The organism is Peribacillus sp. TH16 (assembly GCF_016651095.1).
Classification (GTDB): Bacteria; Bacillota; Bacilli; order Bacillales; family DSM-1321; genus Peribacillus; species Peribacillus butanolivorans.
Genome location: NZ_JAEKEM010000002.1, coordinates 843,108 through 861,753 on the forward strand (window position 1 = coordinate 843,108; position 18,646 = coordinate 861,753).

An 18,646-nucleotide genomic window follows, 5' to 3' on the forward strand; every position below is an offset into this window, starting at 1 on the left:
ACATTGCCTGTATTCGAAATTGCATGGTAAATCCCTGAACCTGTGAGTAAAGCCGATAAATTCACTAATTCTCTACAGGTATTAACAAGTAAAACTTAACATTTTATCCGTAAACTTATTGGGACTGGTATATCAATATGCCTGCATAAAGCCTGTCCCTCTTCAAATTAAATAAAACCGGATGAAGGGAATGTCATCCGGTAGTGACTTTCTATATTCTATTCGTCTATTCGTCTTCGAATTCATCTAGGAAATCCGGATCTAAATCTTCGAATTCCTCATCATCGAAATCAGAGCCCCAGTCATCCTCACAGCGGCCATCTGGATTTACAGCGACACAAATTTTTGTTTCGCCGACGACTTCTACAAAGAATTCTCTTTCCACATGGACAATGATTTTTTGTCCACATGGGGAGATGCAAGCTTCTAAACAATTAGGCTGTTGGACAGCTTGTGCAACGATTTCATGGTCATCATGACAATCCGGATCACGGTATTTCAGCGAAATCACGTCGGTATATTGTACTTTTTCAGTAACAACTTCCGTCTTTGAATTATGGTTATAGGAATACCAAACGTTGATTTCGTAGCTGCCGTGAATTTCTACCTTTTTGCCGACTTTCTTTGCATCGTATTTATGGTTGATGATCCAACAACCTAGAATGCTAGAAGGATGATGAGCCGGGCAAATGGTGTGTGAGGACTTTGTGAATTTCCGTCCCTTTGCCACCACCGCTTTAGTAATTATCTCTCTATATTGTGACATGCTAGCGAACCCTCCTCATACAGTTTCCATTCATCCTATGCGTGGTAAAAGTCTAGTGTGCGTAGAATTTTTATTGTTTGAAAACTGCTGTATTGTTTTAAACCTAGGTTATTTTATGCGCATGTTTTGGGATATGTGTCACGAATGGGCACTGTATAAGGATTTACGAGTATAAAAAAGCCCTCCTGAAATCAGAAGGGTTTTAGAAAAGTTTATGAACAGCTTCCGCCGCCAGCCTGTACCTGCGAACCTGTTTCACCGCGAAGGATGTCTCCTTCGGTTGATTCAATAATTAAATCCGTCACCTTATTAGAAACTTGTGAGGAGACCATTTGTAAAAGATCATTTACATCAACTTGGGATTGTTTGAATTCTTGGACAATCGGAAGTTCGTCTAATTGTTTTTCAAGTGCATCAATTTTGGCCTGTACTTGGCCGTATGCTTTCTCTTTTCCATAATGTTGGAAGTTAACAGCCTGCTTTTGCAAGCTTTTGATGCTCGCGATCATTTCACGGATTTTTTGGTTTTCGTTGATGTGAGCTTCCGCCCGTTTAAAGAAATCGACTTCTTCTGTGCTGGCAATCATTTCAGCCAACTCTGCCGCTTTTGTTAAAATATCGTCTTTTGTATATTTCGTCATTTTACTCCACCTCAATTGCTGTAGCTTCTTCAACCATATCCCCATTTAATGACCATGTTTTCGTTCCAGTGATTTTCACCTTTACGATTTGGCCAATGGCAGATTTTGGTCCTTTGAAGTTCACAAGCTTATTTTTCGTTGTATAACCTGCTAACACATCCGGATTCTTCTTGCTTTCTCCTTCTACAAGGACTTCTACAATCTGTCCATCATACTCTTTCATTTTTAACGCACACGTTTCATTAACAAGGGCATTCAAGCGTTGCAGGCGTTCTTTTTTTACTTCCATCGGTACATTATCCTGCATTTTCGCGGCTGGTGTTCCCTCGCGTGGTGAATAAATGAAGGTATAAGCAGCGTCGAAACCAACTTCTTGGTATAAAGACATTGTTTCTTCAAAATGCTCTTCCGTTTCATTCGGATAGCCGACAATGATGTCTGTTGTTAAAGATGCAGTTGGGATCGCTTCTTTTATTTTTCTAACTAGCTCTAAATATTGTTCGCGCGTATATTTACGAGCCATAATCTTAAGCGTTTCCGTACTTCCTGATTGAACAGGAAGATGGATGTGGTCTACAAGATTACCACCTTTTGCTAGGACTTCAATCAAGTGATCATCAAAGTCACGTGGATGACTAGTTGTAAAACGAATACGCGGAATATCAATCTTGCGGATTTCATCCATCAAATCACCGAGACGGTATTTAATATCCGTAAAATCTTTACCATATGCATTCACATTTTGACCAAGCAGTGTTATTTCTTTATATCCTTGTGCCGCTAAATGACGAACTTCCTGAATGATATCTTCCGGACGGCGGCTTCTTTCTTTTCCCCTCGTGAAAGGCACGATGCAGTAAGTACAAAATTTATCGCAGCCATACATGATATTGACCCATGCTTTCGTTTTGCCTTTACGCACTTTCGGAAGGTTCTCAATTACATCGCCTTCTTTAGACCAAACCTCAATGACCATTTCCTTTGAAAGATAAGCTTCATTTAGAATTTGGGGTAGACGATGAATGTTGTGAGTTCCGAAAATCATATCAACAAAATGATGTTTCTCAAGGATTCTTTTTACAACTGATTCTTCTTGAGACATACAACCACAAACACCAAGCAATAAATCAGGTCGTTCCAATTTTAATGATTTTAAATGGCCGAGTTCCCCGAACACTTTATTCTCTGCATTTTCCCGAATCGCACAAGTGTTAAGTAAAATGACGTTAGCATCATCTACCGTGTTTGTCGGTTGATAGCCTAGGGCCGTGAAGATACCAGCCATGACTTCTGTATCATGTTCATTCATTTGACAACCGTATGTACGAATGTAGAACTTTTTGCCTTCTCCCATTCCACGGAAATCTTCTGGAATCGCAAAATCATCATGATATTCGACTTCTTCTTTACCTCGTTTTTTCGCATCTTTTAAGGACGGCGGAATATAAACGGCCTGAAAGTACTTACTGTAGTCCTTGTCGGATTTTTTGTCCGCTGGATTTTCAGCGTGTACTTGTTGTGATTCTAATCGTTGTTTCTCGTTCATGTTAATCTCCTTTCAAAATAGTTAGTTTATTTGTTTCCCTAACTATTTCAAGACCTGTCTTGTTCTAAAGATTTTTATACGTATTTTCCTTATAAAATTACCAGTAAATATTAGCTTTTAAGTGTGATATATCCACATTAACATAGTATAAAGCTTTTACCAGCAAGAAACAATCATTCTGTCGTGCCTACTTCATTTGTAAGAAAAATTTCACAAATTCTGTAATTATAAGTTCTAAAAAAGGCTCAATTCACCACATTCCATGTGACGAACTAAGCCTCTTCCTTTTACTTAATTAAAATATTCCTAGTTCCTTTCCGGCTTTTTTTAAAGCATCTACTTCTTCTTTTAATATTCAAAACCCTTCATTTCTCCTCCTTTTAAGTTGGCTAAGGTATTAAGAGTACCTTACCACACTGTCCCTTTATCATCAGTTCAAAACCCTTTTCAAAGTCACTTAGCGAAAAACGATGCGTAATCATCGGTGTGACATCAACTTTCCCACTCCCTAGCAGGCTCGAAACCTGCTGCCAGGTTGAGAACACTTTTCTTCCTGTTATTCCTTGGACAGTAAGACCCTTGAACACTATATCCTCCGTTATATTAAGCGTGACCGGCTGAGCTGGCAGGCTCAAAATTGATATCCTCCCGCCATTTGTAGCCATTTTAAACCCTTGATCGATGGCCGTAGGATTACCGCTCATTTCGCAGACCACATCCACCCCATCCATATCTGTGAGTCTTGCCGTGATTTCCAGAGGATTTTGCTTGATTGAATGAATTGTGTGCGAAGCCCCCATCTTTTTTGCCAGCTGAAGTCGATAATCATTAACATCAAGAGCGATAACTTTATCTGCACCTGCAGCCTTTGCTACAGCCACTGCCATAAGCCCAATTGGTCCGCAACCAATGATCGCCACCGTTTTACCAAGCACTTCACCAGCAAGCACAGAATGGACGGCATTTCCCATCGGTTCTTGGATCGTAGCTATATCAAGTGGCATGTCAATCGGATTTTTCCAAAGATTCTTGGCTGGCAAAGCTACATATTCAGCAAAGCACCCTTGTGTATCGAGACCAATAATATTTGTATTTTTACAAATGTGTAACTGTCCCGTTAAACATTGCCGGCATGTACCGCACACGATATGGGTTTCGGCGGAAACGTAATCACCAACTGAAACATTACTCACCCTCCCCCCTACCTCAATCACTTCTCCGGCAAATTCATGCCCAAATACATATGGTGGATTCACTCTTCCCTGTGACCATTTATCCCAGGTGAAAATGTGAATATCCGTCCCACAGATTGAAGCCATTTTGACTCGAATTAACACCTCATCTTCACGAATATCTGGAATGTCGACAGCTTGCAATTGTGCCCCATATCCTCGGTGATGTTTGACAACTGCTTTCATTTTCCCTTTCAACATATACACTCCCCCTGAAATAGGGCTACATTTTCCTGAATATATTAAAGGTATGAAAAACCGATTAAAAAAATACCAGTATTCCTAATGTACGGGCCATTTTACCTTTATTGACTAATCATAATCTTAGGGCTATCGTACATTTTCACTAATAAGGTCATGATCCCATAGCATCCTGTCCGCTCTTGAATAAGATATCTCGTACAACAAAAATAATTAAAGGAGTGACTTATATGTCATGTTCTGAAAATAATAATCGTGACCACCATCACCATGAAAGGAACGAAGACGATTTCTGTCGTCGAGTGAGACGCTGTGATAGACGCGATCGTGACCGTGACCGCGATCGTGATCGTGACCGCGATTGTGAACGTCACCATCATCATCATCATCATCACGACAATGACCGTTGTTGTTGTAGAAGAAGGAATCGTTGTGGCTTCGGTTTCGGTGGCGGTTTTTGTGGCGGTTTCGGTCGCGGTTTCTTTTAACCGTAACTTCGGCGGATGCCATAACGATTGTTAAGCTACCAGTAAGCGTTCTAGCATGAGGCATAATTACTGGAGCGCTTAATTTTTCACAAAAAAGGTTCACCCCATCTATAGGGGTGAACCTTTTCACTTTTACATAAATTCTGCAACAAGTTTATCAAAATGAGCTTGATCTAGAGTTAGATCAGATTTATTTAACGCTTTTTCTGCATATCCTGGTACTAACTCCTGATAAGAAGGGCGTGAAGAATCTTGATAAATAATCCCTGTCACAAGGCTGTCATGCTTCATTAATGTTTGCATGGCCTGTTCTTTATTTGAAGAATCATATCCTTCAATCGTGTTTAATTTTGTTAAGTTTTGTTTGAACCAATCGTACGTATTAATCTTGTTATATGTTACGCATGGAGAGAAAACATTGATAAAGGAGAACCCTTTATGATTGATCCCTGCTTCAATGATAGCAGTCAAGTCTTTTAAGTCAGTCGAAAAGCTTTGTGCAACAAATGTAGCACCAGCCGATAACGCTAATTCCATTGGTGAGACAGCCTGCTCGATTGATCCTTCAGGAGTGGATTTTGTCTTAAATCCAACAGCTGATCGCGGAGAAGTCTGACCTTTTGTCAAGCCATAAATTTGGTTATCCATTACAATATACGTTATATCGATATTACGACGGATTGCATGAATAGTATGTCCCATCCCGATTGCAAAACCGTCTCCGTCTCCTCCTGAAGCTATTACGGTCAATTCACGGTTGGCCATTTTCACTCCTTGGGCAATCGGCAGAGAGCGGCCATGAATTCCGTGGAAGCCATATGACTTGATGTAACCGGAAATACGTCCTGAACAGCCGATACCAGAAACAACAGCTAAGTTTTCCGGCTCCAATCCTACATTGGCTGCCGCACGCTGCATGGCAGCCTGAACGGAGAAATCTCCACAGCCAGGACACCAGTTAGGTTTAACATCATTACGAAACTCTTTAAACGTTGCCATATTCGAACATCTCCTTGCATTGTGTGTGAATTTCATGCGGGAGGAATGGGTTGCCATCATATTTTAGGATGCTTTTAATTTTATTAACATGTCCGACATTCATCTTGATAATATTAGCCAATTGTCCAGTCGCATTATTTTCGATTACTACTACTTTCTTAGCCGATTGTACTAAAGATAGAACTTCATCGGTTGGGAACGGATGAATCAAACGAATTTGCGCATGATTCACTTTTACCCCATCCGTTTCTAGTCTACCAATTGCTTCATCAATCGTACCACGGGTAGAGTTAAAACCAAGAATTAGTAAATCCGCTTCTTCATGCGGTGTGTTTTTGTATACAGGTGTATGGAATGTGTTAGCTAAATTATTCAGCTTACGCATCCGTTTATCCATCTGCGCTTTTCGATTCACAGCAGTCTCAGAAGGTCTCCCTGTCTCATCATGTTCAACACCAGTAACATGGTGAATTCCATTTTTCATACCAGGAACAACACGAGGTGAAACGCCGTCTTCCGTTACTTTATAACGCTTGAAGTATGATTTGTTTTCTGGTTCTTCAATTTCAAAATCTACCAATTTACCGCGTCTGATCTCTACTTTGCTGTAATCAAGCGGCTGAACCGTTTGTTTACCTAGCGATAGCTGTAAGTCGGATAAAATGATAACCGGACATTGATATTCCTCCGCGAGATTGAACGCTTCTGCCGTATCATAAAATGCTTCTTCAACAGTACTTGGGGCCATGACGATTTTCGGGATTTCACCGTGTGTACCATAAATCATGGCCATTAAATCAGATTGCTCTTGTTTCGTAGGAAGTCCAGTAGAAGGACCGCCACGTTGTGTATCAACAATGACAATAGGCGTCTCGGTAATACCCGCTAAGCCAATTGCCTCCATTTTTAAGGAAAGTCCTGGACCAGCAGAAGCTGTGATAGCACGAACACCACCGTAGTTTGCACCGATTGCCATTGTGGCTGCAGCTATTTCATCTTCTGTCTGAATGACAGTACCGCCCAATTGTGGAAGTTTTTTGATTAGATATTCCATAATTTCAGAGGCAGGAGTAATTGGGTATGCTGCCATGAAGCGACATCCGCCTGCAACAGCTCCTAGAGCGATAGCATCGTTTCCGATCATGAATAAACGTTTCTGTCCGTCTGCTTTTTCTAGCTCCATTGCGCCAAGCTTTTCTCCAAGCAGTACTTCCATGGCTTTGTAGCCAGCAGTAATGGCATCCATATTCTTTTTAACGATTTCTTCGCCTTTACGACCGAAGATTTCATCAACAACATCGTTGAATACGGAAATTTCCATACCAAGTACAGCACATGTCGCACCGATAGCCACCATGTTTTTCATTAATGATGTGCCTAATTCTGCAGCGATTTCCGTAAATGGAACAATATATAATTCTGCCTTTGTATCTTCTGGGCAGACAGGTTTGAATTTTGCATCAGCGATTATGATGCCACCTTCATGTAATTCTTTATAATTGACGTCAATTGTTTCTTGGTCAAAAGCAACTAAGATGTCTAAATCATCAGAGATAGCACGAGTTTCGGTAGTACTTACACGAATTTTGTTATTCGTGTGTCCTCCCTTAATTCGGGATGAGAAATGACGGTAGCCATACAAGTAATAACCTAAGCGATTGAGGGCAATACAGAATATTTCTCCTGTACTTTCAATACCTTCACCTTGTTGTCCGCCAACTTTCCATGAAAGTTGATTGATCATGTCTTACACTCCTTTAGAACGTTCGTATATAAATGCATTTAACCGCACCTCTCGCCAGAACATTAGACTATGTATATAAATCGTTCTATTTAGGAAAGGTGTACTAAACGCTTTCAATTCTATCGGTTAAATCATTAAATTGCAACCTTTTTGCCTCCATTTTTTATATTTTCAGAATATTTATTCATATCTATATAGTCAGAATTAAATTTATCACCTTTTAACGTGGAAAATTCCGAGTGAAATTCTCAAAAAGGAGTCCTTTTACAAACTCAGCAGAATAAAGCCTATTCAGCTCATTGATTAAGTTATGATAATCATTAAAGGATGCTAATTTGTCTACCATATGTTCTATTCCATCGAAGTCAGACCCAAACCCAATTTGTTTTTCCCCGCCCAAACTGCATATATGGTCTATATGGTTCAGGATATCTTTTATTGAAGCCGAATAACCACTGGATAGGAATTGTGGAACAAAGGTTACCCCTATCACGCCATTTTTTTGTAAAAGGGCTTTTATCTGGCTGTCTTTTAAATTCCGCGGATGCGAACATAAATTATTAGCATTCGAATGGGATGCAATTGGAAAATCCGCTCTTTTTAATGTGTCCCAAAAACCAGCTTCAGATAAATGGGATAAATCACACCAAATCGATTGCTCATTTAATAAGGTCACAACCTCTGTTCCAAATCGTGTCAACCCACTTCCTCTTGTTTCTAATGCTCCATCAGCCACAAGGTTGGCATAATTCCATGTTAGCCCTACTGAAGAAACACCAAGATGGAGAAGTGTTTTTAGCTTTAATAAATCATTTCCAATACAATCGCAGCCTTCCAATGTAAGCATAGCACCGATTTCTTTTTCTTTTAGATTATCGATGTCAGTCTTGCTCCGTATAAATTTCATTTCCGGCTCTGATAAAATCTTTTCATGAAAAATATCAACCATCGCTAAGGCTGCCTGAAATCTCATATCTGGGTGGACTTTTTCTGGAATATAAATTGCAAAACATTGGACCTTTCCTCCTGCATCCAATAATCCCCGTTTTGTTATATGTAACTTTTCACTGTCCAAAAAAGAAATATCTGGATCTATAAACATCTTCATTAACGCATCACAATGCGCATCAAAAATCGCCAAAATGATCCTCCTCCCTTGCTTAACTTTCATAGCTAATATGATCTATTATAAAATGGCTAAGGTTTTTCGTCATTGGAATTTTAGTACAAAAAAGAACCTGCTCGCCAGCCGACAAACAGGCACCCACATATGAAATTATCTTGGTTCAATGATTAGCTTAATCGCCGTTCTCTCTTCGCCATCAATAAGTATATCTGTAAAGGCAGGAATACAAATCAAGTCAACTCCACTAGGTGCGACAAACCCTCTTGCGATTGCTACTGCCTTGACGGCTTGATTTAACGCACCTGCACCGATTGCTTGAATTTCGGCTGCTCCTCTTTCTCTGAGCACTCCCGCTAGTGCGCCTGCTACAGAATTAGGATTAGATTTTGCTGAAACCTTTAATATTTCCATTCCTAGTCCTCCTTGTTTTCCCTGCCGATTATAACTTGGCTCAATAGTTATAACACTTTCCACTGCTACTATATTCAGGAAGTAAAACTTGTATGACAAAGAAAACAGGGATTGTCCACCAATCGATTTATTATTGAATAAAAAAATGGACAATCAGTCATTTGACTGTCTGTCCATTCAATTCATGTGTAAAGCGGATGATCTTCATTGATGAGTATTCGGTCTATTTTTTTAGCCATGCCCGTCTTATCATCAATATCTATGAGCACAGCACTTAATAGGGTACGCCCTTCTTTAGGTACTTCGAAACGAACAGGAAGGCTGGTCAAGAAGCGATGGATGACTGCCCCTCTCTCCATGCCGAGAATGCCATCATACGGGCCTGTCATACCTACATCTGATATATAAGCGGTCCCTTCGGGTAAAACCCGGTTATCGGCTGTCTGGACATGTGTGTGTGTACCTACAACGGCTGTCACTTTTCCATCTAAGAACCAACCCATCGCCTGCTTTTCACTTGTAGCCTCACCATGAAAATCGACAAAGATGATCGGTGTCCTTTTTTGAGCCTCCAACACGAGTTCTTCCGCTTTTTTGAACGGACAATCCAAATCAGGCATGAATGTCCTCGCTTGCAAATTTATGACCGCAATTTCCTGCTGGTTCAATTTAATAAATTTTATTCCTTCTCCGGGAGTTCCCTCTGGAAAATTCGCTGGACGGACGAGATATTTCGCTTCATCAATAAAATTGAAAATATCGCGATTATCCCATGTATGGTTCCCCATCGTTACTGCCTGTGCTCCCCACTGTAGAAAACTACGGTAAATCTTTTCCGTAATCCCCCTGCCACCTGCAGCATTTTCCCCATTAATAACCGTGATATGCGGTCTATACTTTTCTTTTAATTTTGGAAGGTATTCTTGGACCATATCACGGCCAGGAGACCCTACAACATCTCCAATAAATAGCAATTTCATAGTAAAACCCTTTCTAAATCCACATTTCTAATGATAAGAATATTCAATGTATGTATTGTAACATAATATGGAATTATAATTTTGTAAAAACACCCCATAATAGCTCTTTATAAGCAAAATGAAAACGAAGTGGTTTTCACCACTTCGTTTTCATTACCAAATATTATTTGGCATATTCTACTGCTCTTGTTTCACGGATAACCGTTACTTTTATATGACCTGGGTAATCGAGCTCTTCTTCAATCCTTTTCCGGATATCACGTGCGAGTCGATGTGCCGAAAGATCATCTATTTGTTCTGGTTTCACTAGAATCCGCACTTCACGTCCGGCTTGAATTGCAAATGATTTTTCCACTCCATCATAGGATTCGGAAATCTCTTCAAGTTTTTCGAGTCTTCTAATGTAATTTTCCAGCGTTTCACTTCTTGCACCTGGTCTTGCAGCTGATAACGCATCAGCGGCTGCCACAAGCACTGAAATAATGGAAGTTGGTTCTGTATCACCATGATGTGAAGCGATGCTGTTGATGACAGTTGGATGCTCTTTATACTTGGTTGCCAATTCCACGCCAATTTCAACGTGACTGCCTTCTACTTCATGATCAATTGCTTTCCCTATATCATGCAATAAACCTGCACGGCGGGCAAGAACTTCATCCTCACCAAGCTCAGCAGCAAGCAACCCTGAAAGCTGGGCCACTTCAATTGAATGCTTCAGCACGTTTTGACCGTAACTGGTACGGAATTTCAAACGACCGAGTATTTTGATGAGATCTGGATGGAGCCCGTGAACACCAACTTCAAATGTTGTTTGTTCACCAATTTCACGAATATGTTCATCTACCTCACGTCTTGCTTTGTCAACCATTTCTTCAATACGTGCAGGGTGAATCCGACCGTCCTGAACTAGTTTTTCAAGAGCCAAGCGTGCCGTTTCCCGTCTGATTGGATCGAATCCAGATAAAATGACAGCTTCAGGAGTATCATCAATAATAAGGTCAATACCTGTTAGCGTTTCTAATGTCCGGATATTTCGGCCTTCACGTCCGATAATCCGGCCTTTCATTTCATCGTTTGGAAGATTTACTACAGAAACGGTGGTTTCTGCGACATGATCAGCCGCACAACGCTGAATGGCAAGAGAAAGAATTTCTTTTGCTTTTTTATCAGCTTCTTCTTTGGCACGGGTATCACTTTCTTTAATCATAAGCGCTACATCGTGAGCAAGCTCGTTTTCCATTCGGTCTATAATGATTGCTTTAGCTTCTTCACGAGTTAAGCCGGAAACACGTTCAAGCTCTGTTTGCTGCTTACGAACCATCTCGTCCACTTTGCTTTCCATCTCTTCAATATGCTGTTGTCTTTGGTTTAGAGAATCCTCTTTTTTCTCCAAAAGGCTTTCACGTTTGTCTAACGTTTCATCCTTCCGGTCAAGATTCTCTTCTCTTTGCAATAACCGATTTTCTTGTTTTTGTAATTCGCTTCTTCTTTCACGAGATTCTCGATCAGAATCAGAGCGAACTTTATGAATTTCATCTTTTGCTTCCAACAAGGCTTCTTTCTTAAGAGCATCCGCTTCACGTTTTGCATCCTCAAGGATTTGTTCTGCAGAGCCCTTTGCCCCTGCTATTTTACTCTCAAATTTTGATTTGTGAATAAAATAACCAACAACTGCACCGACGATTAGGCCAAGCAAAGTGAAGATGATTGTCATGGGTTCCATCGTTTCACCTCCCCTTGCTATGAACTTTTTACATAAAATGTTGAACTGTCGGCAAGTACATTGCACATAAATTCAATATACAGCACTTAATTTTCAAAATTTTAGTTTGAAAAATTGTAAAATATACATATTAATTGTATAGTTGAGAATTTTTATTGTCAAGCGTTTGTCCCTTATGTATCAATGATTATTCAAGTTTTATTAATATCAATCGCTATTCTGTACAACATTATTATGGAAAAAGACTGTAAACCTGTTTTCACGACCGATAAATTCGCTGAAAATTTTGTACTTTTTTCATTTTACTTGACTTCACAAGATATAGAAAAAGACCTAAGCAAACAAGCTTAGGTCTTTTTCTATCATTAATCAAGTAATTCAAAATGTTCCTCTTCTGTCTCTTCTGGTAGTTCATGCTCTCCATCAAGGTTATAATGATCTCTGATTTTCTGTGAAATTTCCAGAGCAATATCCTGATTTTCTTTCAAGAACATTTTCGCATTTTCCCGTCCTTGTCCGACACGCTCTTCATTGTATGAATACCAAGAGCCGCTTTTAAGGACAATATCAAGATCTGCACCCATATCAATGATTTCACCTTCCTGAGAAATCCCTTGACCATACATAATGTCGACTTCTGCTTGACGGAATGGGGGAGCTACCTTATTTTTTACGATTTTAATTTTGGTTTTATTACCGACAATTTCATTACCTTGTTTCAATTGTTCAGCACGACGTACTTCAAGGCGAACAGTTGAATAGAATTTCAATGCACGGCCACCTGGAGTCGTTTCTGGATTCCCGAACATAACCCCGATTTTTTCACGGATTTGGTTAATGAATATAGCAATGGTATTTGATTTATTAATGGCACCAGACAGCTTTCTAAGCGCCTGTGACATCATCCGGGCTTGAAGACCCATATGGGAATCTCCCATTTCACCTTCGATTTCAGCTTTTGGAACAAGAGCCGCTACGGAGTCGATAACAATGATATCTACCGCGCCGCTTCGCACTAACGCCTCAGCAATCTCAAGTGCTTGTTCACCCGTATCAGGCTGAGAAAGCAGTAACTCATCAATATTCACACCAAGTTTTTCTGAATATGCTGGATCTAAAGCATGCTCAGCATCAATGAATGCAGCCGTGCCTCCAGTCTTTTGTACTTCTGCAATTGCATGCAATGCAACAGTCGTTTTACCTGAGCTTTCAGGTCCGTATATCTCAATGACCCGGCCTCTTGGGTATCCGCCTACTCCCAATGCTACGTCCAATGCTAAAGAACCGCTTGAAATCGTTGAGATTCTTCGATCAGACTGTTCTCCAAGTTTCATAATAGAACCTTTACCAAATTGTTTTTCAATTTGTTTTAACGCCATATCTAAAGCCGCTTGACGATCACTCACTCAATTTCCTCCTCTATATTCAAATAATCGGCTGTCCGATTAAAGATGTTCTTACGTAAGCAATTATTTGAGAACAAGGTTTGTATCTTGTCTCAAAACCTATCTTTACTATATACTCTTTTTACTATTTTGCCAAGCAAAAAGTCGAACATTCATTCGTTTTTTTCTATTGGAATATTCTTTACAAAAAAGTATTTCTCCTGAAGAAAATCATCATTTTCATTCAATAACGTCTTTGAAAAAGCATTTTTATAGAATTAACTGTTTTTTCTTTTCCCTTTTTTTACATGAAAGAAACTTCTTAAATCAAACAAAAACAGAGCCTTTAAAAAGCTCTGCTTCGTCTTTTATAAGTCTCTTAATAAATAATGACAGCCGTACTTCACGCTACGAACACGGATTTGCGCCCTGCTTCCAGATAAACTCAATTCTTTAAAGTGAGTGTCTCCATCACGGTAAGAAATTCCAATGAAGACCGTACCTACTGGCTTGCCTTCTTGTTCATCAGGCCCTGCAACACCCGTAAAACTGATACCTACATCCGCATCGAACTTTTCCCGGGCATTAGAAGCCATTTCCATTGCACACTCACCACTGACTACGCCATTTTTCGAGATTGTCGCGTCACTGATGCCCAAAACATTCGACTTCGCATCATTTGTATAACTGACAATACCACCCTTGAACACTTTTCCGGCGCCTGGTATCGTTGTAAGTTGCTCTTGAAACATACCGCCGGTCAAGCTTTCCGCTGCCGCTATTGAAAGCTTTCGGACCGTTAATTCTTTAACAAGTTCTTTTATGAGCGAAGTATTATCACTTCCATAATAAAACTTGCCGACCCTGTTTAAAATTTCTTTTTCCGCTTCTAAAATAAGCTCCTCACATTTTTCTTTAGAAGAGTCTTTAGCGGTAATCCTTAACGTTACTTCCCCTTCAGCAGCCAGTGGAGCGATTGTGGGATTCGTTTGATTGACAAGAAGATCTTCAATCACTGTTTCCAGTTCAGCTTCCCCTATTCCGTAAAACCGAAGAACCTTGGAGTCGATCCGTTCATGCTTTTCAAGTTTATTCATAATCGATTCATAACCATAGCTTAAAAACATTGGTTCCATTTCACTCGGAGGACCAGGAAGCAACATATACGTGATTCCGGATTTCGCCAAGATCATCCCCGGAGCCATGCCATGATCGTTTGCCAAGACCTCGCTGCCTTCTAAGACGAGAGCCTGCTTTTTGTTGTTCTCCGTCATCGTCCGGCCGCGTTTTTCAAAGTACGCTTCAATGGATTGAAGTGCTTCATCATTAAAAACGAGTTTTTTTCCTATATGGCGAGCGATCGTTTCCTTCGTTAAATCATCTTTAGTAGGACCAAGTCCACCGGTAAATACAATCAAGTTTGCCCGGGATTCTGCGATTTCTATGGCTTGTTGTAATCGTCGGTCATTATCTCCGACGACAGTATGGTAAAAAACATTGACACCCATTTCGGCAAACTGTTGTGATAAAAATCTTCCATTTGTGTTATTAATTTGTCCCAAAAGAAGTTCAGAGCCTACTGCAATGATTTCTGCATCCATATTTTCAAACCACCCATTCGTTTACTTAGAATTAACAAATACCTCTTTGTTTTTTATAAAATAATCCAAACCAGACCATATCGTAAAGATTAATGCAATCCATAAAGTGATATTAGCAAACGGCAGCGAAATGAGGGCAAATGGTAGGTTATGCAACAATAATGCTGAAATAGCTACTATTTGTGCCCATGTTTTGATTTTACCAAGCTGGTTCGCTGCAACTACTTCCCCTGTACCAGCTAATACCAATCGTAATCCAGTCACAGCAAATTCACGGCTAATGATAACGATAGCAATCCAAGACTGATCGTACATTAAATCTAGATCAACCAATACAATTAATGCAGCCGAAACCAGAAGTTTATCAGCCAATGGATCTAAAAATTTCCCTAAATCAGTAATCATATTATATTTTCTGGCAAAATGACCATCAATCCAATCCGTAGTAGAAGCGATAATAAAGAGAATAGCTCCCGCTAAATGCGCAACTGGTAATTTGTACTCTCCCCAGGTAAGCGTCCCCCATGAAAAAGGTACGAGCATGATGATTAAAAAAACTGGTATTAAACAGATTCTTGCTACTGTAATCTTATTAGGCAGATTCAAACTTTTAACCTCCAAAATTTACGCCTGCTTTTTGGGCAATGCGTTTTCAATCTAAATAATATGAGGCCTAAGGCCAAGATATTTCCTATGTATAATTTAACTCAAAAGCCAATGTTATATGCCGGGCAAACCATTTTCAACCTTTGAAATATAAAGAGAAAAATAGTCATCTAAAGATGACTATTCGGCTTTCGTAAATTGTATCGTAACCAATTGCGTAGCCATTTCAGTCGGCGAAATGGAATACTCCAGCTTCTCATCATTCACAAAAATTTCAGTTTCATACGCTCTACCTACATTAATGACAGCTTCTTTTTCATTAGTGAAATCAATTTCCTGGCTTTCGTTTTTATTAATTGTGCCCTGGAATAGTAATTTCCCTTCTCCGTTATTAATGCCAACCCACGGTGAGCCTTTAGAAGTCACCTTTAATTTAAAGGTATCTGTATTTTTCAATTCATACGTACTATTTTTACCGCTAGTGCTGACAACGGCAAGTTCCTGCTGTGTCTTTTCATCTACAGTGTCATCTGCATCATCTTTCTTGTCAGATGTATCTTCTTTCTTTTCATCTTGCTTTTTGTCTGCTTTCTCTTGTTCTTTATTATTAAACTCATCACTTTTATTGTATCCCACTTCATTCTGTTTATCGTTCTTTTTATCGTCACTATCAGGCTTACTCATATTACTGGATACTAGCACCCAAATTAAAATAGCAACACCAATAACTAAAACGGCAACCAGGATTTTAGGTAACATTTCGACAACTTTGGAGTCCCCAGCAGGAATCGTTTTCCGGGATTGGACCCTCGAAAGTTGTTCAGGTAGTTCATCACTATAAACTGAAGGCACTTCACTCTTGTACTGTTCAAAAATCTCTTCTGAATCCAGTCCGACCGCTTCACAATATTGCTTAATGAATGCCCGTACATAAAACTTTCCAGGCATCATACTGTAATTGCCCTCTTCAATTCCAATGAGGTAACGCTTTTGAATCTTCGTTAATTCTTGTAAATCTTCTAAGCTAAGCCCTTTGGCTTCCCTAGCTTCCTTTAATCGATTACCTAACTCAGTCAAATAAAACACCTGCCATTTTAAAAGTCAAAGGAACCAAATTCCGACCCTGAAAACTGGTCTTTTTGGTCGACAACTTCATATGTTATTTCTTCATCTGGATTGTTTCGCAATTCAATAATATAATCAAAGTCTTCGAGAGTATACTCCGTATTTTGTACAAAAACGTCAGGATGTTCGATGACTTTGACAGCATCAAGCCTCATGATTTCGCGGATTAGCTGCCAATGACGCTCATTTGCACGGCGAGTTGAAACAATCCCATCTAAAATAAACAAATTATCATTGTTATATTCATCTTCAATAAGCTGACTGCGGATAGTCTGCTTTAAAAGGGTGGATGACACAAATAACCATCTTTTATTAGCACATACACTCGAGGCTACGATAGATTCGGTTTTCCCTACGCGGGGCATGCCTCGAATCCCGATTAACTTATGACCTTCTTGTTTAAATAACTCGGCCAAGAAATCGACAAGCAACCCTAGTTCATCACGTACAAACCTGAACGTGTTTTTTTCATCAGCATCGCGCTGAATATAACGCCCATGCCTGACAGCAAGACGATCACGTAATTTAGGTTCCCTAAGCTTAATGACCTTTATCGTATCCATCGTATGGAGGATTGATTCGAATCTTTCTATATTCCGGCTATCTTCTGCCATTAGAAGTAAACCTCGCCTACCTTCATCGACACCGTTAATAGTGATGATATTGATGGATAGCATACCCAGCAGGGATGAAATATCCCCCAATAAACCTGGACGGTTGACTTGAATTTCATATTCAAAATACCATTCTTTTTTCTCCACGATAACACTCCTTAAGCCTAGAAGCTTTTACCCAACATTCGAGCAAAACTTATCCATCGTAAATTTCAAGGTCTGTAACCATTAATTATTATTGTCTAGCTTCTATAATATAGTATTTCGTGATAAGTTAAAAGGAAAAACCCTATAAAAGTGTTCATTTTTATATTAGAGGATAGATCAGGTAGTTATCTTCAAGCCAAAGGCCCTGTTATTTAAATAACAGGGCCTTTGGCTTGAAAATTTACTTTGTTCCATTGTTTCCAACTAACTTGACCATAACGCTTGCCATGGCATGTTTTTCATCATCGCTTGCAACCGACCAAAGGTCAGCAAGTACTTTCTCTTGATCGTTTTTAGGATCAACCTGCTGAGCAAGGTAATCACCAATTTCGAAAGCTAAGTTGTTAACAGCACCTTCTGACAAACCTTGTTGTTCACCTTGATTTAATCTGTCGCCTAAGAAATTTTTCCATTGATCCCAATTGTCTAGTACAGACATGAATGGTCACCCTTTCCTTCAAAATAGTACATAGATATTTTGTGAAGGAAACGAAAGAATTATACATAGTATTAAAATCAGGTGTACCAGCCACCGTTTACTCCTAAGATTTGCCCGGTTATATAAGAGGCCTTGTCAGACAGTAAATAAAACACGGCCTCGGCTACTTCCTTCGAACTACCCATACGTCCCATAGGAATATCGCCTTTTATGATTTCCAAGTCTTCGGCACTGAAAGACTCAAGCATAGAAGTGGAAATCGCCCCGGGAGCAACTGCATTGACCCTAATTCCATTAAGGGATACCTCTTTGCTTAACGCCTTGATAAAAGCATTTTGACTGCCCTTGACCATTGAATATAGCACTTCACAAGATGCACCCGTCTGTCCCCAAATGGATGTGACGGCCACGATGGCAGCCTGTTCTTGATACATTAATTTCGGAAGTAGTTCCTTTGATAATTGGAAAGGACTCGTTACATGCAACTGAACCATTTCATTAACGATTTGCTCATCCATGTCGGATATGAGTCCATAATAGCTATTGCCACTATTAAGAACGATGGCATGAAGGGCAAAAATATTTTGCGCCAGTTTCTTGTATCCGTCCGCTGCGGCTAAATCTGCTTGAATCGGAATAAGTTCAACCTGATATTGTTTAAGCTCTTCAATCAACTTCAGAATCGCTTCCTCGTTGCTGTTGTAATGTAGATAAAGTGAATAGTTCTCCTCGGCGAGCTTTAAAGCAATTTCCCTGCCGATTCCTCCACTAGCTCCCGTAATAAGGGCAAAACGCTTCCCCACATTTACGCC

Annotated in this window: 18 protein-coding genes; 1 reads left to right on the forward strand and 17 read right to left on the reverse strand. The window is 39.8% G+C overall.

All coding sequences use genetic code 11. The features are described 5' to 3' along the window. Nucleotides 1–226 precede the first annotated feature (226 nt). The 4 genes from JFV29_RS04025 to tdh all read right to left on the reverse strand — a co-directional run bounded on the left by JFV29_RS04025 (nt 227) and on the right by tdh (nt 4,383). Complete coding sequence (locus JFV29_RS04025; RefSeq protein ID WP_056526911.1) at nt 227–766, reverse strand: outer spore coat protein CotE; 540 nt, start codon at nt 764–766, stop codon at nt 227–229. A 212-nt stretch (nt 767–978) separates the two neighbouring features. Further along, complete coding sequence (locus JFV29_RS04030) at nt 979–1,407, reverse strand: RicAFT regulatory complex protein RicA family protein (RefSeq protein ID WP_053345401.1); 429 nt, start codon at nt 1,405–1,407, stop codon at nt 979–981. 1 nt (nt 1,408) lies between these two features. Continuing rightward, nucleotides 1,409–2,953 (reverse strand): tRNA (N6-isopentenyl adenosine(37)-C2)-methylthiotransferase MiaB, encoded by a 1,545-nt coding sequence (miaB, locus tag JFV29_RS04035; protein WP_201181371.1) that lies wholly within the window; start codon nt 2,951–2,953, stop codon nt 1,409–1,411. Between the two features lie 389 nt (nt 2,954–3,342). Then, a complete protein-coding gene (tdh, locus tag JFV29_RS04040) occupies nt 3,343–4,383 on the reverse strand; it encodes an L-threonine 3-dehydrogenase (protein ID WP_201183370.1) in 1,041 nt (346 codons plus the stop codon). Nucleotides 4,384–4,698: 315 nt separating this feature from the next. Here tdh and JFV29_RS04045 point away from each other — a divergent pair, with 315 nt between their 5' ends. Next, the gene (locus tag JFV29_RS04045; RefSeq protein ID WP_201181372.1) at nt 4,699–4,908 is read left to right on the forward strand and encodes a hypothetical protein; all 210 of its coding nucleotides are present in this window, start codon (nt 4,699–4,701) and stop codon (nt 4,906–4,908) included. Nucleotides 4,909–5,006: 98 nt separating this feature from the next. Here JFV29_RS04045 and JFV29_RS04050 read toward each other — a convergent pair whose 3' ends face one another. The 13 genes from JFV29_RS04050 to ymfI form a co-directional block, all read right to left on the reverse strand. After that, a complete protein-coding gene (locus tag JFV29_RS04050) occupies nt 5,007–5,873 on the reverse strand; it encodes a 2-oxoacid:ferredoxin oxidoreductase subunit beta (protein WP_056526905.1) in 867 nt (288 codons plus the stop codon). Next, a complete protein-coding gene (locus JFV29_RS04055) occupies nt 5,860–7,617 on the reverse strand; it encodes a 2-oxoacid:acceptor oxidoreductase subunit alpha (RefSeq protein ID WP_056526902.1) in 1,758 nt (585 codons plus the stop codon). The genes JFV29_RS04050 and JFV29_RS04055 overlap by 14 nt, the downstream gene beginning before the upstream one ends. 220 nt (nt 7,618–7,837) lie before the next feature. Continuing rightward, nucleotides 7,838–8,788: a dipeptidase gene (locus JFV29_RS04060; protein WP_201181373.1), complete on the reverse strand. Its 951-nt coding sequence runs from the start codon at nt 8,786–8,788 to the stop codon at nt 7,838–7,840. 105 nt (nt 8,789–8,893) lie between these two features. Then, complete coding sequence (gene spoVS, locus JFV29_RS04065; RefSeq protein ID WP_029281188.1) at nt 8,894–9,154, reverse strand: stage V sporulation protein SpoVS; 261 nt, start codon at nt 9,152–9,154, stop codon at nt 8,894–8,896. 182 nt (nt 9,155–9,336) lie between these two features. Continuing rightward, on the reverse strand, nt 9,337–10,134 hold the full coding sequence (locus JFV29_RS04070) for a TIGR00282 family metallophosphoesterase (protein ID WP_201181374.1): 798 nt from the start codon (nt 10,132–10,134) through the stop codon (nt 9,337–9,339). 163 nt (nt 10,135–10,297) lie between these two features. Then, the gene (gene rny, locus JFV29_RS04075) at nt 10,298–11,857 is read right to left on the reverse strand and encodes a ribonuclease Y (RefSeq protein WP_053345393.1); all 1,560 of its coding nucleotides are present in this window, start codon (nt 11,855–11,857) and stop codon (nt 10,298–10,300) included. A 365-nt stretch (nt 11,858–12,222) separates the two neighbouring features. Next, complete coding sequence (gene recA, locus JFV29_RS04080) at nt 12,223–13,263, reverse strand: recombinase RecA (RefSeq protein ID WP_053345392.1); 1,041 nt, start codon at nt 13,261–13,263, stop codon at nt 12,223–12,225. A gap of 347 nt (nt 13,264–13,610) precedes the next feature. Further along, on the reverse strand, nt 13,611–14,843 hold the full coding sequence (locus tag JFV29_RS04085) for a competence/damage-inducible protein A (protein ID WP_201181375.1): 1,233 nt from the start codon (nt 14,841–14,843) through the stop codon (nt 13,611–13,613). Between the two features lie 21 nt (nt 14,844–14,864). Beyond that, nucleotides 14,865–15,449: a CDP-diacylglycerol--glycerol-3-phosphate 3-phosphatidyltransferase gene (pgsA, locus tag JFV29_RS04090; protein WP_053345391.1), complete on the reverse strand. Its 585-nt coding sequence runs from the start codon at nt 15,447–15,449 to the stop codon at nt 14,865–14,867. A gap of 180 nt (nt 15,450–15,629) precedes the next feature. Continuing rightward, entirely contained in the window at nt 15,630–16,535 is a 906-nt protein-coding gene (locus JFV29_RS04095; RefSeq protein WP_309558836.1) for a helix-turn-helix domain-containing protein, read from the reverse strand. A gap of 8 nt (nt 16,536–16,543) precedes the next feature. Then, nucleotides 16,544–17,335: a DUF3388 domain-containing protein gene (locus tag JFV29_RS04100; protein ID WP_201181378.1), complete on the reverse strand. Its 792-nt coding sequence runs from the start codon at nt 17,333–17,335 to the stop codon at nt 16,544–16,546. Between the two features lie 241 nt (nt 17,336–17,576). Then, nucleotides 17,577–17,834: a DUF3243 domain-containing protein gene (locus JFV29_RS04105; RefSeq protein ID WP_201181379.1), complete on the reverse strand. Its 258-nt coding sequence runs from the start codon at nt 17,832–17,834 to the stop codon at nt 17,577–17,579. Between the two features lie 77 nt (nt 17,835–17,911). Beyond that, nucleotides 17,912–18,637 (reverse strand): elongation factor P 5-aminopentanone reductase, encoded by a 726-nt coding sequence (ymfI, locus tag JFV29_RS04110; RefSeq protein WP_201181380.1) that lies wholly within the window; start codon nt 18,635–18,637, stop codon nt 17,912–17,914. Nucleotides 18,638–18,646 lie beyond the last annotated feature (9 nt).